This is a genomic window from Caulobacter sp. FV2ps19, assembly GCF_058681035.1.
Genome location: NZ_CM178729.1, coordinates 243,261 through 257,843 on the forward strand (window position 1 = coordinate 243,261; position 14,583 = coordinate 257,843).

11 protein-coding genes are annotated in these 14,583 nt (G+C 67.3%); 5 read left to right on the forward strand and 6 right to left on the reverse strand.

Annotated features, from left to right (window positions below; all coding sequences use genetic code 11):
• Nucleotides 1-59 precede the first annotated feature (59 nt).
• The 3 genes from ACW18B_RS01080 to ACW18B_RS01090 form a co-directional block, all read right to left on the reverse strand.
• Complete coding sequence (locus tag ACW18B_RS01080) at nucleotides 60-1,019, reverse strand: magnesium transporter CorA family protein (RefSeq protein WP_492049010.1); 960 nt, start codon at nucleotides 1,017-1,019, stop codon at nucleotides 60-62.
• Between the two features lie 76 nt (nucleotides 1,020-1,095).
• Complete coding sequence (locus ACW18B_RS01085) at nucleotides 1,096-1,824, reverse strand: CHAP domain-containing protein (RefSeq protein WP_492049011.1); 729 nt, start codon at nucleotides 1,822-1,824, stop codon at nucleotides 1,096-1,098.
• 68 nt (nucleotides 1,825-1,892) lie between these two features.
• Nucleotides 1,893-2,987, reverse strand: coding sequence for an acyltransferase family protein (locus ACW18B_RS01090; protein WP_492049012.1), 1,095 nt, complete (start codon nucleotides 2,985-2,987; stop codon nucleotides 1,893-1,895).
• A gap of 117 nt (nucleotides 2,988-3,104) precedes the next feature.
• Here ACW18B_RS01090 and ACW18B_RS01095 point away from each other — a divergent pair, with 117 nt between their 5' ends.
• Nucleotides 3,105-3,899 carry a TerC family protein gene (locus ACW18B_RS01095; RefSeq protein ID WP_492049013.1) on the forward strand — a complete coding sequence of 265 codons (795 nt, stop codon included), beginning with the start codon at nucleotides 3,105-3,107 and terminating at the stop codon, nucleotides 3,897-3,899.
• Nucleotides 3,900-3,920: 21 nt separating this feature from the next.
• Nucleotides 3,921-5,495 carry an MDR family MFS transporter gene (locus ACW18B_RS01100; protein WP_492049014.1) on the forward strand — a complete coding sequence of 525 codons (1,575 nt, stop codon included), beginning with the start codon at nucleotides 3,921-3,923 and terminating at the stop codon, nucleotides 5,493-5,495.
• A 65-nt stretch (nucleotides 5,496-5,560) separates the two neighbouring features.
• Here ACW18B_RS01100 and pstS read toward each other — a convergent pair whose 3' ends face one another.
• Both pstS and ACW18B_RS01110 read right to left on the reverse strand, forming a co-directional pair.
• On the reverse strand, nucleotides 5,561-6,589 hold the full coding sequence (gene pstS / locus ACW18B_RS01105) for a phosphate ABC transporter substrate-binding protein PstS (protein WP_492049015.1): 1,029 nt from the start codon (nucleotides 6,587-6,589) through the stop codon (nucleotides 5,561-5,563).
• 161 nt (nucleotides 6,590-6,750) lie between these two features.
• The gene (locus tag ACW18B_RS01110) at nucleotides 6,751-8,913 is read right to left on the reverse strand and encodes a primosomal protein N' (protein WP_492049016.1); all 2,163 of its coding nucleotides are present in this window, start codon (nucleotides 8,911-8,913) and stop codon (nucleotides 6,751-6,753) included.
• 159 nt (nucleotides 8,914-9,072) lie between these two features.
• Here ACW18B_RS01110 and ACW18B_RS01115 point away from each other — a divergent pair, with 159 nt between their 5' ends.
• The 3 genes from ACW18B_RS01115 (at nucleotide 9,073) to ACW18B_RS01125 (ending at nucleotide 12,795) form a co-directional block, all read left to right on the forward strand.
• A complete protein-coding gene (locus ACW18B_RS01115) occupies nucleotides 9,073-9,750 on the forward strand; it encodes a DUF484 family protein (RefSeq protein WP_492049017.1) in 678 nt (225 codons plus the stop codon).
• 11 nt (nucleotides 9,751-9,761) lie between these two features.
• Complete coding sequence (locus tag ACW18B_RS01120) at nucleotides 9,762-10,679, forward strand: tyrosine recombinase XerC (protein WP_492049018.1); 918 nt, start codon at nucleotides 9,762-9,764, stop codon at nucleotides 10,677-10,679.
• A gap of 136 nt (nucleotides 10,680-10,815) precedes the next feature.
• Nucleotides 10,816-12,795, forward strand: coding sequence for a methyl-accepting chemotaxis protein (locus tag ACW18B_RS01125; protein WP_492049019.1), 1,980 nt, complete (start codon nucleotides 10,816-10,818; stop codon nucleotides 12,793-12,795).
• Between the two features lie 353 nt (nucleotides 12,796-13,148).
• Here ACW18B_RS01125 and lpdA read toward each other — a convergent pair whose 3' ends face one another.
• Nucleotides 13,149-14,549 carry a dihydrolipoyl dehydrogenase gene (gene lpdA / locus ACW18B_RS01130; RefSeq protein ID WP_492049020.1) on the reverse strand — a complete coding sequence of 467 codons (1,401 nt, stop codon included), beginning with the start codon at nucleotides 14,547-14,549 and terminating at the stop codon, nucleotides 13,149-13,151.
• Nucleotides 14,550-14,583: the final 34 nt, after the last annotated feature.

A 14,583-nucleotide genomic window follows, 5' to 3' on the forward strand; every position in this document is an offset into this window, starting at 1 on the left:
CCGACGTCAGGCGTTTTCGATTCGCCGGCATGCCGGTTCAGCGTCGATGGGGCGACCGCCTACAGCCAGCCCTTGCGCTTGAACCACCACAGCGGACCGATGGCGGCGGCCAGCATCATGCCCAGGGCCATCGGATAGCCCTCCATCCACCGCAGCTCCGGCATGTGGTGGAAGTTCATGCCATAGACCCCGGCGATCAGGGTCGGCGGCAGGAACACGGCCGAAAACACCGAGAAGATCTTGAAGATCGCGTTCTGCTCGATGTTGATCAGGCCAAGCGCCGCATCGAGCAGGAAGGTGATGTTGCCCGACAGGAAGCCGGAATGGTCGGTGATCGACTGCACGTCGCGCTGCAGCGATTTGAGGTGGTCGCGCAGTTCCTTGTCGCCGGTGAACTGCTCGGCCAGCACCGCGAAGCTGAGCAGGCGGGCCAGGCTGATCAGGCTGTCGCGGGCCTTGGCGTTGATGTTCTGGGCCCGGCCCAGATTGTTGAGGATGGCCTCGAACGCCACGCCGCGCGGGCGACTAAAGATGGCCCGCGACTGGGTTTCCACCTCGCTGGCCGTGCGCTCGATGATGTCGGCGGTGCGGTCGACGATGGCGTCCAGCAGCCCCAGAAAGGTCTGGGCGCCGCCGGGGCACAGGCTGGGCTGGCGCTCGGCCTGGGCGGCGAACACCCGGAAGGCCTTGGGCTCGACATAGCGGATCGTCACCAGGCGCTGGCCCACCAGCACGAAGGTCACCGGCGCCACGGTGGGCAGGTCGCCGTCGGCATTGACCAGCACCGTCGCGGTCATGAAGGTGCCGCCGTCTTCCTGATAGAGGCGAGACGACGCCTCGATCTCGGCCATTTCCTCGCGGGTGGGCAGCAGCAGGCCGATCGCCTGCTCGACGGCCACTTCCTCGGCGCGGGAGGGCTCGACCAGCTCGATCCAGACCGCATCGTCGGGCAGACGTCCGTCGGGGCCGACAAGGCCGGACTCAAAGCCCGGCGCGCCATGGCGCAGTACTCTCAGCATGGATCAGCGAGCCTCGTTCCCTGCCGGCAATGACGCAGCTTGCGCCCAGCGTCAACGTGGCGTCGGCCAGGCGGCCCTAGCGAGGGGCGGTCGGCTTGTCCTCTTCGGGCTGACCCGAAGTCTGGCCCGAAGTCTGACCCGAAGGCTGGCCCGACGCGGCCGCGATCAGGGCGGCGATGCGGTCGGTGGAGTCGGCGGCCTGGTTGATGATGTCCAGCGGCGAGGCGCGGACCGAGGCGGCGACCTGGTTGGCGGCCTGCTTGGCCAGCGAAACGGCGGCGTTCTGGGCCAGGGCGATCTTGCTGGTCGCGACGGCGATCCGGGTCGCCTGGGCGTTCTGATAGATGAAACCGTTGGTCGGATAGACGGTCGACCCCAGATCGCGGATCGGATCGTACCAGACCTTGACCTGGCTCCAGTCGCCGGCCGGCGAGACGTCGACGACCGTGACGTCCTGTTCGATCTGGCCGCGGTCGCCCTCGATGATCGACCAGTTGGCGTGAGTGACCTGGATGACCCGGTCGGTCAGCACCTGGCTGACGAAGGCGACATGGCCCAGGGTCATGCGGCCGGTGGGCTTGAATGAGAGAACCGAGCCGGTCTTCGGCACAGAGCCGGTGTCGTATTTGCCGGCGGCCTGGCTCCACCAGGTGCGGGCGTCGCCGAAGATCTGGATGCCCGACATCAGACGTGCGAACGGGACACACTGCCAGTACCCGTCAGCCACCGCGCCGGACACCGGCAACAGGCTGATCATGGCGGCGGCGGCCAGGGAACCCCAGAGGGTTCTCGTCCGTTTCGTCATGCTGTGGGTACTCCCCGTTTACTGCGCGTAGGGATAACCCTCTCACAGACGTGTGAAAAGAGTGTTTCTTAGGCGCTAACCGTGACAGGTCGCCGCGCTTCCCACGCCTTTGCCCAAGCTTTCAGGCGATTTCGGGCGGGCTTTTCAATCAGATGATAGGACAGCGCCGAGAGTGGAACCAGGGCGCCGACAATGGCCAGCCAGACGATCAGGGGCAACCGGTCACCCTCGATGTGCAAGAGCTTTGTGGCTGCATTAACCGAAGCGATCTTCCATGGAATACAGATCATGTAGGTCGAATAGCTGATCTCACCCAGATAGACGAAGACACTCTGTGCGCCGAAGGTCGAACCCCGGGCGGCCAGACAGGCAAGCCCCAGAATTATCCCGCCCAGGGCCGCCACGATGATTGAATCATAGGCGCCAAGCTGGACCGTCATCGTCACAAGGAGAGCGGCGGCGAGGGTGATCGGCGCGGCGAGCCGATCCGGGATCACGCCCGAACGCCACAGGGCGTGAAGCGCGCAGCCATAGGCGAAGCACGGCACGATACGCAGCGCGCCCCACTTGATGGTGGCGTCGGTCAGAGAGAATCCGGCCAGACGCTCGAAGGCGGGATAGAGACCCGCGATCAGGGCCAGGGCCAGGCCCACGGCGAGGAAGGGCCTGTTGCGCAGCGCCCAGGCCGCGAAGGCGAAGGCCGGGAACGTCAGATAGGCGAACCACTCGGCCGAGATCGACCAGGAGGCGTGGTTCCAGCCCGCGACCGGCGCGAAGCCCCAGGCGTGAACCAGCAGCAGATTGGCCGGCAGCGCTTCCCAGGAGACGATGTTGTGGTCAACCGCGACGCCGGCCAGGCCGGCGGCGGCGGCCATCAAGCCCACGCCCGCCAGGGTGGCCAGATGCAGCGGATAGACCCGCGCCAGCCGGTTCCACAGAAAGTCGCCATAGCGGAAACGGCCCTGGCCAAAGCCCTGCAGATACACGTGGCACAGGATGAAGCCCGACAGGGTGAAGAACGCCTCGACCCCCAGATAGCCCTTGGTCGCCAAGGCCGGCGTGAAGCCGATCGACAGGTTTGGCCAATAGTGGAACATCACCACCCAGAAGGCCGCGAAGAACCGAAGGGCCGTCAGGGGCTTGATATTGGCGGCATCTGGCATATTTCAGATCCAGTTTGGCGAAGCCTGGGGGCTTCCGTCGCGTTCCTTGCATGGACGAGATCCACTTGGGGAAGTGGGTCGAGACGCGTTTTCCGAACTCAACCTTAGAACCGGACCATGAACGAACTCCTTAGTCTCGCCATAGACCCCGCCGCCTGGCTCGCCCTCGTGACCCTGGTGGTCATGGAAGTGGTGCTGGGCATCGACAACCTGGTCTTCATTTCGATCCTGTCGAACAGGCTGCCGGCCGAGCACCGCCAGAGGGTGCGCCGGATCGGCATCTCGCTGGCCCTGATCATGCGCCTGGTCCTGCTGTCGACCATCGCCTTCATCGTCGGCCTGACCAAGCCGGTGTTCGACCTGGGCCTGGTCGGACCGCTGGGTTCGCATGGTGAACCCTCGTTCGACACCGCCTTCTCGTGGCGTGACCTGATCCTGCTGGCCGGCGGCCTGTTCCTGATCTGGAAGGCCACCAAGGAGATCCACCACACGGTCGATCCCAAGCCGCAAACCCACGACCTGCTCGACAAGAGCGGCGTGGTGATCTCAAACGTCGGCGCGGCGATCTTCCAGATCATCCTGCTGGACCTGGTGTTCTCGATCGACTCGATCCTGACCGCCGTGGGCATGACCGATCACCTGCCGATCATGATCGCGGCCGTGATCATCGCCGTCACCGTGATGCTGCTGGCCGCCGATCCGCTGGCCAACTTCATCAACGACAACCCCACCGTCGTGATGCTGGCCCTGGGTTTCCTGCTGATGATCGGCACTGTACTGATCGCCGAAGCGTTCGGCATGCACGTGCCCAAGGGCTACATCTATACGGCCATGGCCTTCTCGGGCGTGGTCGAGGGTCTCAACATGCTGTCGCGAAAATCGGCGGCCAGGAAAGGCGACGGCGGTCACTAAGGGCCCCGTCGGGGTCTTTTAATGAATGACACGCCCTTCAGCGACGCCGAGCGCCGCCTGACGCTCGGCGCGCTGATGATCGTCTTCCTGCTCAGCGCGCTGGACCAGACCATCGTCTCCACCGCCATGCCCCGGATCATCGCCGACCTGCAGGGTCTGACGCTGTATTCGTGGGTGACCACCGCCTATCTGCTGACCTCGACGGTGATGGTGCCGATCTGGGGCAAGCTGGGCGACATCTATGGTCGCAAACCGATCCTGGTGATCGGCATCTCGATCTTCCTGGCCGGATCCTTGCTGTCGGGCCTGTCGGGCGAGTTCGGCCCGATCCTGGGCGTCAGCGGCATGGTCCAGCTGATCGTCTTCCGCGCCCTGCAGGGCATCGGCGGCGGGGCCCTGTTCACCACCGCCTTCGCGATCATCGCCGACCTCTATCCGCCGCGCGAGCGGGGCAAGTTCGCGGGGATCTTCGGTTCGGTGTTCGGCCTGGCCAGCGTGCTGGGTCCGCTGATCGGCGGCTATTTCACGGATCATGGCACGCTGCAGATCGGCGCTCACACCGTCGCCGGCTGGCGCTGGGTGTTCTATGTCAACCTGCCGCTGTCCCTGCTTTCGCTGTTCATGGTGATCGTCAAGATGCCGGCCCTGCCGCACCAGCGCTCCGGCGCCATCGACGTGCTGGGCGCGGCGCTGCTGATCGCGGCCTTCGTACCGCTGCTGCTGGCGCTGAGCCTGGGCGGCCAAAACTTCGCCTGGCGCTCGCCCCAGAGTCTGGGGCTCTTCGCCATCGCCGCCATAGCCCTGGCCGGCTTCATCAGAGTCGAGAGCCGCGCCAGCAATCCGATCCTGCCGCTGCATCTTTTTCAGAACCAGACCTTCTCCACCGCCAACCTGGCCGGTTTCCTGATCGCGATGGCCTTCATGGGCGTGGTGATCTTCCTGCCGCTATATCTTCAGCTGGGCCTGGGCGTCAGCGCCACCGCCAGCGGCCTGGCCATGCTGCCCTTGATGGGCGGACTGATCGTGGGCAGCACCATCAGCGGCCAACTGGTCTCGAAGACCGGCCGCTACAAGCCGTTCATGCTGATCGGCGCCGGCCTGCTGCTGCTGGGGGTGGGTTTGCTGGCGGTGTTCCTGGGCCAGGTCAGCCTGACGATCCTGTACCTGATCCTGCTGGTCGTCGGACTGGGCCTTGGCCCCGGCCAGAGCCTGTTCAACATCGCCACCCAGAACGCCGTCGAGCCGCGCGATATCGGGGTGGCGACCAGCTCCAACCAGTTCTTCCGGCAGATCGGTTCGACGGTCGGCGCGGCCCTGGCCGGCGCCCTGCTGACGCATCGCCTGGCCAGCCAGGGCGGATCCATGGACCTGGGCGCGCTGCAGGGCATGGCCATCGAGGCCAGCCTCCACGGCGGCCAAAGCGCCGTGGACCCGGCCCTGCAGATCGCCCTGATCCACGCGGTGCAGGGGGTGATGGTGGCCGGCGTGCTGGTCGTGCTGGCCGGCCTGATCACCATCCTGTTCATCCCCGCCCTGCCCCTGCGGTCGAGCATGCCGTCGACAGCGCCGACGCTGATCAAGGAGGAAGTGGCCTAGGGCGTTTTCGAGCGACGTGGTTTCCGGTTCGCGTGAAGAAAATGCACTAGGTCAGAGGACGCCCGCTAGTGGCGGGCGGCCCAGCTCTTGCGGACCAGGGTCTTCACCGGTTCCGGCACGGCGGCATAGCCCAGGCGAGCGATCTCGGCGTCGCCGTGGTCATAGCCCCACGCGAAGAAGTCCATCACCCGTTTGCGACGGTCGGCCGGCGTGTCGTCGCGCACCAGGCCATAGCTGACCAGCACCAGGGGCCAGCTCTTGGCGCCCGGCTGGTCCAGGGTGGGGATGCCAAAGCCCTTCGAGGCCGCCCAGTTGGCGTTCGCCGCCATGGCCGCAAAGGCGTCCGGAGACGGCGATACGAAGACGCCGTCATGGTTCTTCAACGCCACCAGATCCAGATTGTTCTTCAGGGCGTAGGCGTATTCGACATAGCCGATCGTACCCATGGTGCCGCCCATGATCTCGCTGATCCCGCCATTGCCCTTGCCACCCAGGCCGGTGGGCCAGGCGACAATTTCCCCGGCGCCGGGCCCCGCCTTCCAGGTCGGGCTGACATCCGACAGATAGCTGGTCAGCAGCAGGGTCATGCTGGCCGGATCGGTGCGATGGGCGACCGTGATCGGCCAGTCGGGAAGGTCCAGGGTCGGATTGACCGCTCTGATCCTGGGATCGTTCCACTTGGTGATTTCGCCCAGGAAGATGCCGGCCAGCAACGGCCCATCCAGGCGCAGCGTGCCGGTCGCCAAGCCGGGGACATTGGTCACCAGCACCGTGCCGCTGATCACGAAGGGAAACTGGATCATGCCCTTGGCGTGCAGATCCGCGTCCGACAACGGCATGGCCGTCACGCCATAGTCGGCGGCCTTGGCCTCGATGCGGCTGATGCCAAAGGCGGAGTTGTGCCCCTCATAGACCATCGCCTCGCCGGTGGCCTTCTCGTAGCCCGCCATCCAGGCCTTGAACAACGGAGACTGGATCGAGCCCCCTGCGCCGCTGATCGCAGCGGCGGGCGTTTCGGGACTTTGAGCGGCGGCGACGCCAGACAGGCCAAGCGACAGGGCGATAGCCAGCGATCGCATCAGAATTTTCATCATGTTTTCTCCCAGGGTCGCCGTATCGGTTCACCCCAAAAAGCGAGGGGCGAGGCGTCCGAATAGAACGGCGTTCTTCATTCTCCCGGTGTTTTGATCCGAAAGGCCAAGCTCGCGATATGTGGCACGAAGCCGCACGAAAACCGGCCTAAGGCCTTGGTTAATTACAGGAAACTATAGGGATCGATATCGATCACCACGCGCACGGAGTTGGGAATCCTGGCCCGCGCCCGCCAGGCCGACATGAAGCCCTGAAGATCAAGCGTACGGTCCGCCCGCACCAGGAACCGCTTGCGTCGCCGGCCCCGCACCAGGGCCAGGGGCGCATCGGCGGGGCCGAACACCTCCACCCCTTCGGCATTGGGAATCACCGCCGCCAGGGCCTGGACATAGGCCTCCAGCGCCGCCGCGTCGGGCCCCGAGGCGATCACCGCCGCCAGTCGCCCGAACGGCGGCAACCCGGCCTCCTCGCGCATCCGCAGCTCGGCCTCGACGAAGGCGTCGCGGTCCTGGGCTTTCAGGGCCTGCAGCACCGCGTGATCGGGCGTGTAGGTCTGCAGCATGGCCCGGCCCGGCTTTTCGTGACGCCCCGCCCGGCCCGCCGCCTGGGCCAGCAGCTGGAAGGTCCGCTCGCCGGCCCGCAGGTCGCCGCCGCGCAGACTGAGGTCGGCGTCGACCACCCCCACCAGGGTCAGGTTGGGGAAGTTGTGACCCTTGGCGGCGGCCTGGGTGGCCACCAGGATGTCGATCTCGCCGGCCGCCATGGTCTCGACCAGGGCCCGCGCGCCGGCGGCGTCCGTCACCGTGTCGGACGAGAACACCGCGATGCGCGCCTGCGGGAACAGATAGCGCGCCTCTTCCTCCACCCGCTCCACCCCGGGACCGATCGAGACCAGACTGTCCTTGGCGCCGCAATGGGGGCAGACCTCGGGCTTCTTCATCGAGAAGCCGGTCAGGTGACAGACCAGACGGCCGGTGTAGCGGTGCTCGACCAGCCAGCTGTCGGTGTCGGGCGACTTCATCTTCTCGCCGCAGGCCCGGCACAGCACCAGGGGCGCATAGCCCCGGCGATTGAGGAACAGCATCGACTGCTCGCCGCGCGCCAGGGTCACGGTCATGGCCTGGATCAGCGGCTTGGACAGCCAGCGCCCGGGCTCGGGCGGCGTCTCGCGCATGTCGATCAGGCTGATGTCGGGCAGCTGGGCGGCGCCGTGGCGGGCCGACAGCCGCAGCCAGCGATAGCGACCGGCATGGGCGTTGAACAGGCTCTCCAGGGACGGCGTCGCCGAGGCCAGCACCACCAGCGCGCCCTCGATCTTGGCGCGGGCCACGGCCAGGTCGCGGGCCTGGTAGATGAAGCCCTCTTCCTGCTTGAACGAGCTGTCGTGCTCCTCGTCGACGACGATCAGCCGCAGTTTGCGGAACGGCAGGAACAGGGCCGAGCGGGCTCCGACCACGATCCGCGCCCGACCGCCGGCCACGCCTTCCCACACCCGCCGGCGCTTGGGCGGGGCGACGCCGGAATGCCATTCGGCCGGCGCCGCGCCGAACCTTTGCTCGAACCGCGCCATCACCGCCTGGGTCAGGGCGATCTCGGGCAGCAGGATCAGCACCTGACTGCCCGGATCCTCGGCCAGGGCGGCCGCCACGGCCTCCAGATAGACCTCGGTCTTGCCCGAGCCGGTGACCCCGTCCAGCAGCGCCGCCTGGAAGCCGCCCTGGCCCAGCATCTCGGCAAGGACGTCGGCGCAGGCCTGCTGACTGGCGTTCAGCGTCTGGGCGGGCAGGGACAGGTCGGGAACCGGGAAGCTGTTGTCAGCCTCGATGAACTCAACGGCCAGCGCGCCCTCATCGACCAGGCCCTTGACGACCCCGGCCGAGACGCCTGCCGCCGAGGCCAGGGCGGCGCCCGACATCGGTCCCGCCTGCGCCGCCGCCAGCACCTTCAGCCGGGCCGGCGTCATGCGTCCGGGCTGGGCGCCGGTCAGGACCAGCACCTTGTCGGGCTTGGCCGGGGGATGGCGCAGGCCGCGCAGGGCCATGGCCAGGGGCCAGCCCGGAACATCGACCGAATAGCGGGCCGCCCAATCGATGAAGGTCAGGACGCCCGGCGGCAGCGGCGGGTCGTCCAGCTTTTCCAGAACCGGCTTCAGCGGCCGGTTACCGCCGACGCCGTCGCGCAGGCCCGTCACCACGCCGCGAATCACGCGCGGCCCCAGGGGGACGGTCACCTGGTCGCCGACGGCCAGGTCCAGACCCTCGGGCTCGGCGTAGTCGAAGGCCTCCGGCAACGGCATGGGAAGGAGGACAGAGGCGATGCGCGGCATGGGATTTAGCTTCTGCCGCGAAAGCCGCTGCGGGTCGAGCCCCGGGGGTAAAGGGGCCCCCAGATGGCCCATCATCACGGGCCGCAAGCCGGTGTTAACCGATCTGGGTTTTGATGGCTCACCCGTGAGTGGATTTGCCGGGGGCGGAGAAGACCGACGATGAGCGACGCGACCCAAGCCCTGATCCAGCCCGTTGATCCCGAGCTCGTCCGCGCCTTTCTGCGCGACGAGCCGGACTTCCTGCGCGACGACATGCACCTGCTCGGCGAGCTGGGCCTGCGCGTCGACGGCGGCAACATCATCGATTTTGGTCCCGCCGCCCTGGCCCGCGCCTCCGCCGCCCATCGCCGCGAAGCCGTGGTTCGGCGCGAGATCGAGGACACCGCCCGCGCCAACTTCTCGGCCCAGGCCCAGACCCATGCCGCGGTCATTGACCTGCTGGACGCCCGCAACCATTCCGACCTGGCCCGCCGTGTCGACGACATGGCCACCCTGCGCTTTGGACTGACCACCGGCGTCATCGTGCTGGAAGGTCCGGGCCGGGTTCCGGCCGGCTGGCACGCCCTGATCGACGGCCAGATCGACATGCTGATGGGCGAGCACGCCGTGGCCCGCATGGGCTTCTACGCGCCCGCCCTGGGGCTGTTTGGCGACAAGCTGGACCATATCCGCAGCATGGCCATGGTCCGCATGGCCCTGTGGGAGCCCTCGCGCCAGGGCATCCTGGCCTTCGGCTCGTCCGACCCTGAAGCCTTTACCCCGGACATGGGCTCCGAACTGGTGGCCTTCCTGGCCCGGGTGGTCGAGCGCACCGCCGAGCGCTGGCCGGTTCTGTGACGCCTGAAGCGATGAGCGGCCGTCAGGCCCTCATAGCCTGGCACGACCATCTGGAGCTCGAACGCCGGGCCTCGCCGCGCACCGTGCGAGCCTATGGCGACAATGTCCTGGCCTATCTGAACTTCATGGAGCGCCATCGCGGCGAGAGCCTGACTCTGGCCGCGCTGGGCGCGATCACCGCCGCCGAACTGCGCGCCTATCTGGCCTTTCGCCGGCAGGGCGAGGACGGCCTGGCCCCGCGCTCGCTGTCGCAGAGCCTGTCGTCGATCCGCGCCTTCCACCGCTTCCTCGACCATCGCCTCGCCACGCCGAACGCCGCGATCGAACTGGTGCGCGGCCCGCGTCTGAAGGTCGGCCTGCCGCGCCCTGTGACCGAGGACCAGGCCCACGGCCTGATCAACGAGATCGGCGCCGATCCCGACCGCGAGGACTGGGAAGTGGCCCGCGACGAGGCCGTCCTGACCCTGCTGTGGGGTTGCGGCCTGCGGATTTCCGAGGGCCTGTCGCTTGTCCGTCGTGACGCGCCGCTGGGCGAGACCCTGCGCATCACCGGCAAGGGCGGCAAGACCCGCATCGTGCCGGTGCTGGACGCCGTGCGCGAGGCGATCGACGGCTATGTCGCCACCCTGCCCTTCGCCCTGTCCCCCGACGAGCCGCTGTTTCGCGCCAAGCGCGGCGGCGCCCTGTCGCCGCGCCACGTTCAGGCCTGCGTCCAGAGTCTGCGCGGCCGCCTGGGGTTGTCGGACCGGGTGACGCCGCACGCCCTGCGCCACGCCTTCGCCACCCACCTGCTGGGGGCCGGGGCGGACCTGCGCGCGATTCAGGACCTGCTGGGACACGCGTCCTTGTCGACGACCCAGCGCTATACCGAGGTCGACGCTGCGGGACTTATGGCCGCCTATACCAGCGCCCATCCCCATAGTGGGTAGGCAACTGAGGCATCTTGTCGCGACATCATCAACGCGGTCCGAGAATTAACCGCGTTTTTACTGCATCCGCGCCTTTGTAAACCTAACACCCGACGCCCGCTCTATTGATGCGGGTGCGCCGGAAATGGGGCTCGTAATGAAATTCGACGATCTGAAGATTTCGACCAAGGTGGCCTTGCCGGCCGTTATCCTTACGGTGGTGGCCCTGGCCATCGTCGGCCTGGGCGCCTGGCAGGCCGAACAAGCCGCAGCGGCCACCAAGGTCCTCGTCGAACAGCGCGCGCCGGCCGAGCTCGAAGCCTCGCGCTTCAATCGGCGGATCATGACGATCGGCTATGCGGCCTATCGCACGGTCGCCAACGCCGGATCCTCGCCCGAAGCGGCCGGTGCCAGCGCCGATCTGGATGCGGCCTACACGGAAAGCAAAGCGCGCCTCGCCGCCGTCAAGAAGGCCGACCCCAGCGCCGCCAAGACATTGGCTGACTTCAGCACCCGTCTGGAGAAGATCTATTCCAGCGCCCGCCAGGGCGCCGACCTGGCCCTGATGGACGCCGACGAAGCCGCGATCATGGTCATGGCCGTGATCGACCCGGACATCGCCAGCCTCAACAAGGATGTCAGCACGTTCACCAACTCCCATTCCGACGCCACCAAGGTCATGGTCGAGAAGGCTGACAAGCAGGCCGCCTCCGGTACGATCTTCAGCATTCTGTTCGGCCTGATCAGCGCCGGCGCCGCCCTGGCCTTCGCCATCTGGATCGGTCGCTCGAAGATCTCCGCCCCGCTCACCAACCTTTCCAAGACCATGGAAACCCTCGCCCAGGGTTCCGTGGAGGTCGAGGTCATCGGCGCCCTGCGCAAGGACGAGGTCGGCGCCATGGCCCGCTCGGTCCAGGTGTTCAAGGACAACGCTCTGGCCCTGCGCACCGCCGAGGCCAATCAGCAGCGCCTGAGCGCCGAGACCGAGTCCGAGCGCCGTCGCAACCAGGAAGCCGCCGAAGCCGCCGCCCGCGAGCAGGCCGCCGTGATGGAAAACCTGGCGACGGGCCTGACCCGTCTGGCCGAAGGCGACCTGACCTATCGCCTCGATCAGGACTTCCCGGAGGCCTACAAGCGCCTGCAGAGCGACTTCAACGGCTCGATCGCCCAGCTGGAAGAGGCGATGCGCACCATCGTCACCAGCGCCAGCAGCATCGGCTCCGGCGCCGACGAGATCGCCTCGGCCTCCGACGACCTGTCGCGCCGCAGCGAGCAGCAGGCCGCCAGCCTGGAAGAAACCGCCGCCGCCCTCGACGAGATCACCGCCACGGTGAAGCGCTCGTCGGCCGGCGCCGTCGAGGCCTCCAAGGTGGTGGGCTCGACCCGCGGCGACGCCGAACGCTCCAGCGTGGTGGTGCGCAGCGCCATCGACGCCATGAACCAGATCGAGAAGTCCTCGCAGTCGATCAGCCAGATCATCGGCGTGATTGACGAGATCGCCTTCCAGACCAACCTGCTGGCCCTGAACGCCGGCGTCGAAGCCGCCCGGGCCGGCGATGCGGGCCGCGGCTTCGCCGTCGTCGCCCAGGAAGTGCGGGCCCTGGCCCAGCGCTCGGCCGACGCCGCCAAGGAGATCAAGACCCTGATCTCGACCTCGACCCAGCAAGTGGGTCAGGGCGTGTCGATGGTCGGCCAGACCGGCGAGGCCCTGCAGGCCATCGTCGCCAAGGTCAGCGAGATCGACGCCCTGGTCAGCGAGATCGCCGCCGGCGGCGCCGAACAGGCGACCGGCCTCAACGAGGTCAACGCCGCCGTCAACCAGATGGACCAGACCGTTCAGCAGAACGCCGCCATGGTCGAGCAGTCGACCGCCGCCAGCCACTCGCTGAAGGGCGAGGCCGGCAATCTGATGCAGATGATCTCGCGCTTCCGGGTCGGCGGCGACAATGCGGCCGCCGCCCGCGCCCCGGCCCGCCGCGCGGCCACGCCCACCCAGGTTTCACGGCCCGCCCCGGCGCCCGCCAGCGCCGCCAGCCGTCCCGGCGCCAATCCGGTTCGCGCTGCCCAGGCCAAGGTCGCCGCCTTTGCGGGCGGTGGATCGGCCAAGCCGACCGGCGAGGACTGGGAAGAGTTCTGAGTTTCAGTAGGCGTAGCGTAAAGGCGCCCCCGTCCCCTCTGGGGCGCCCCTCCCTGAAAAACTCGAGCCCCGCCGGGAGACTGGCGGGGCTTTTTTCATGGGGTATGGACTCCATCCCACCACACGCCGTCATTCCCGCCCTTGTGGCGGGAACCCCTCGCGCCGCCGCAGGTGCGGGAGAGGCGAGGTGCGCGCGCACTTCGCTGGCGTCTCACATGTCGGCTGAAACAGGGGTTCCCGCCACAAGGGCGGGAATGACGGTGGGATTTACGAGGCGCACATCCCCAAAAAGAATAGCGGGGCTCCGCCTCCGGAACCCCGCCATCATCCGTCTGAGTGATCGGAAAAGCTGCCTAGGCCTGCATCGTCCAGCCTTCGACGGCCATGGCCGCCTGGCGCAGGGCTTCGGAGCGGGTCGGGTGCGGGTGGCAGGTGCGGGCCACGTCTTCCGACGCGCCGCCGAATTCCATCGCCACGCAGTATTCGCCGATCATGTCGCCGACATTGGGGCCCACCATGTGGACGCCCAGGATGCGGTCGGTCTTGGCGTCGGCCAGCACCTTCACCTGGCCTTCGCCCTCGTGATTGATCTTGGCGCGGCTGTTGGCGGTGAACGGGAACTTGCCGACCTTGTAGGCGACGCCCGCGGCCTTCAGCTCTTCCTCGGTCTTGCCCACCGTGGCCACTTCCGGGCTGGTATAGATGACGCCCGGGATCAGGTCATAGTTCACGTGACCCGCCTTGCCGGCGATCAGCTCCATGCAGGCCACGCCCTCGTCCTCGGCCTTGTGGGCCAGCATCGGACCCGAGGTCACGTCGCCGACCACCCACACGCCCGGGGCGCTGGTCTTGAAGTGGTCATTGGCGATCATGCCGCGCTTGTCGGGCGTGACGCCGACCGTGTCGAGGCCCAGGCCTTCCGTGAACGGACGACGGCCGATGGCCACCAGCACATAGTCGGCCGAGATCGTCTGGGCTTCGCCGCCGGCGACCGGTTCGAAGGTCAGGTCCACGCTCTTGGCCGAGGCCTTGGCGCCGGTGACCTTGGCCCCCAGCTGGAACTTGAAGCCCTGCTTGGTCAGGCTGCGCTGGAACACCTTGGCGGTCTCCTCGTCCATGCCCGGGACGATGCGGTCCAGATATTCGACCACGGTGACTTCGGCGCCCAGACGACGCCAGACCGAGCCCAGCTCCAGGCCGATGACACCGGCGCCGATGACGACCAGGCTCTTGGGCACTTCCGGCAGTGACAGGGCGCCGGTGGAGTCGACGATGCGCTTGTTGTCGACGGTGACGCCCGGCAGCGGGGTGGGCTCCGAGCCCGTGGCGATGACGATGTTCTTGGTCTCGAGGGTGGTTTCCGAACCGTCCTCGGCCTTGACGATGACCTTCCCGGCGCCGGCGATGCGGCCCCAGCCCTTGATGTAGTCGACCTTGTTCTTCTTCATCAGGAACTCGACGCCCTTGGTCAGGGCTTCGACGCTGTCGGCCTTCTGCTTCATCATCTGGGGCAGGTTCAGCTTCGGCTTGACCTCGATGCCCAGGGTGGCGAACTCAGCGCCGGTCGCGGCGGCGTACAGTTCCGAGGCGTGCAGCAGGGCCTTGGACGGCATGCAGCCGACGTTCAGGCAGGTGCCGCCCAGCTTGCCGCGACCTTCGATGATGGCGACCTTGAGGCCCAGCTGCCCGGCGCGGATCGCGCCATTATAGCCGCCGGGACCACCCCCGATGATGACGACGTCGTACTGAGCCATGGATCTTCGCCTTCAGGACGCGCCGGAAGCGGCG

What these genes read in the sequence shown, in the direction of transcription:
- ACW18B_RS01080 (WP_492049010.1), bottom strand. Translation starts at nt 1,019, where the DNA reads ATGCTGAGAGTACTGCGCCATGGCGCGCCGGGCTTTGAGTCCGGCCTT.
- ACW18B_RS01085 (WP_492049011.1), bottom strand. Translation starts at nt 1,824, where the DNA reads ATGACGAAACGGACGAGAACCCTCTGGGGTTCCCTGGCCGCCGCCGCC.
- ACW18B_RS01090 (WP_492049012.1), bottom strand. Translation starts at nt 2,987, where the DNA reads ATGCCAGATGCCGCCAATATCAAGCCCCTGACGGCCCTTCGGTTCTTC.
- ACW18B_RS01095 (WP_492049013.1), top strand. Translation starts at nt 3,105, where the DNA reads ATGAACGAACTCCTTAGTCTCGCCATAGACCCCGCCGCCTGGCTCGCC.
- ACW18B_RS01100 (WP_492049014.1), top strand. Translation starts at nt 3,921, where the DNA reads ATGAATGACACGCCCTTCAGCGACGCCGAGCGCCGCCTGACGCTCGGC.
- pstS (WP_492049015.1), bottom strand. Translation starts at nt 6,589, where the DNA reads ATGATGAAAATTCTGATGCGATCGCTGGCTATCGCCCTGTCGCTTGGC.
- ACW18B_RS01110 (WP_492049016.1), bottom strand. Translation starts at nt 8,913, where the DNA reads ATGCCGCGCATCGCCTCTGTCCTCCTTCCCATGCCGTTGCCGGAGGCC.
- ACW18B_RS01115 (WP_492049017.1), top strand. Translation starts at nt 9,073, where the DNA reads ATGAGCGACGCGACCCAAGCCCTGATCCAGCCCGTTGATCCCGAGCTC.
- ACW18B_RS01120 (WP_492049018.1), top strand. Translation starts at nt 9,762, where the DNA reads ATGAGCGGCCGTCAGGCCCTCATAGCCTGGCACGACCATCTGGAGCTC.
- ACW18B_RS01125 (WP_492049019.1), top strand. Translation starts at nt 10,816, where the DNA reads ATGAAATTCGACGATCTGAAGATTTCGACCAAGGTGGCCTTGCCGGCC.
- lpdA (WP_492049020.1), bottom strand. Translation starts at nt 14,549, where the DNA reads ATGGCTCAGTACGACGTCGTCATCATCGGGGGTGGTCCCGGCGGCTAT.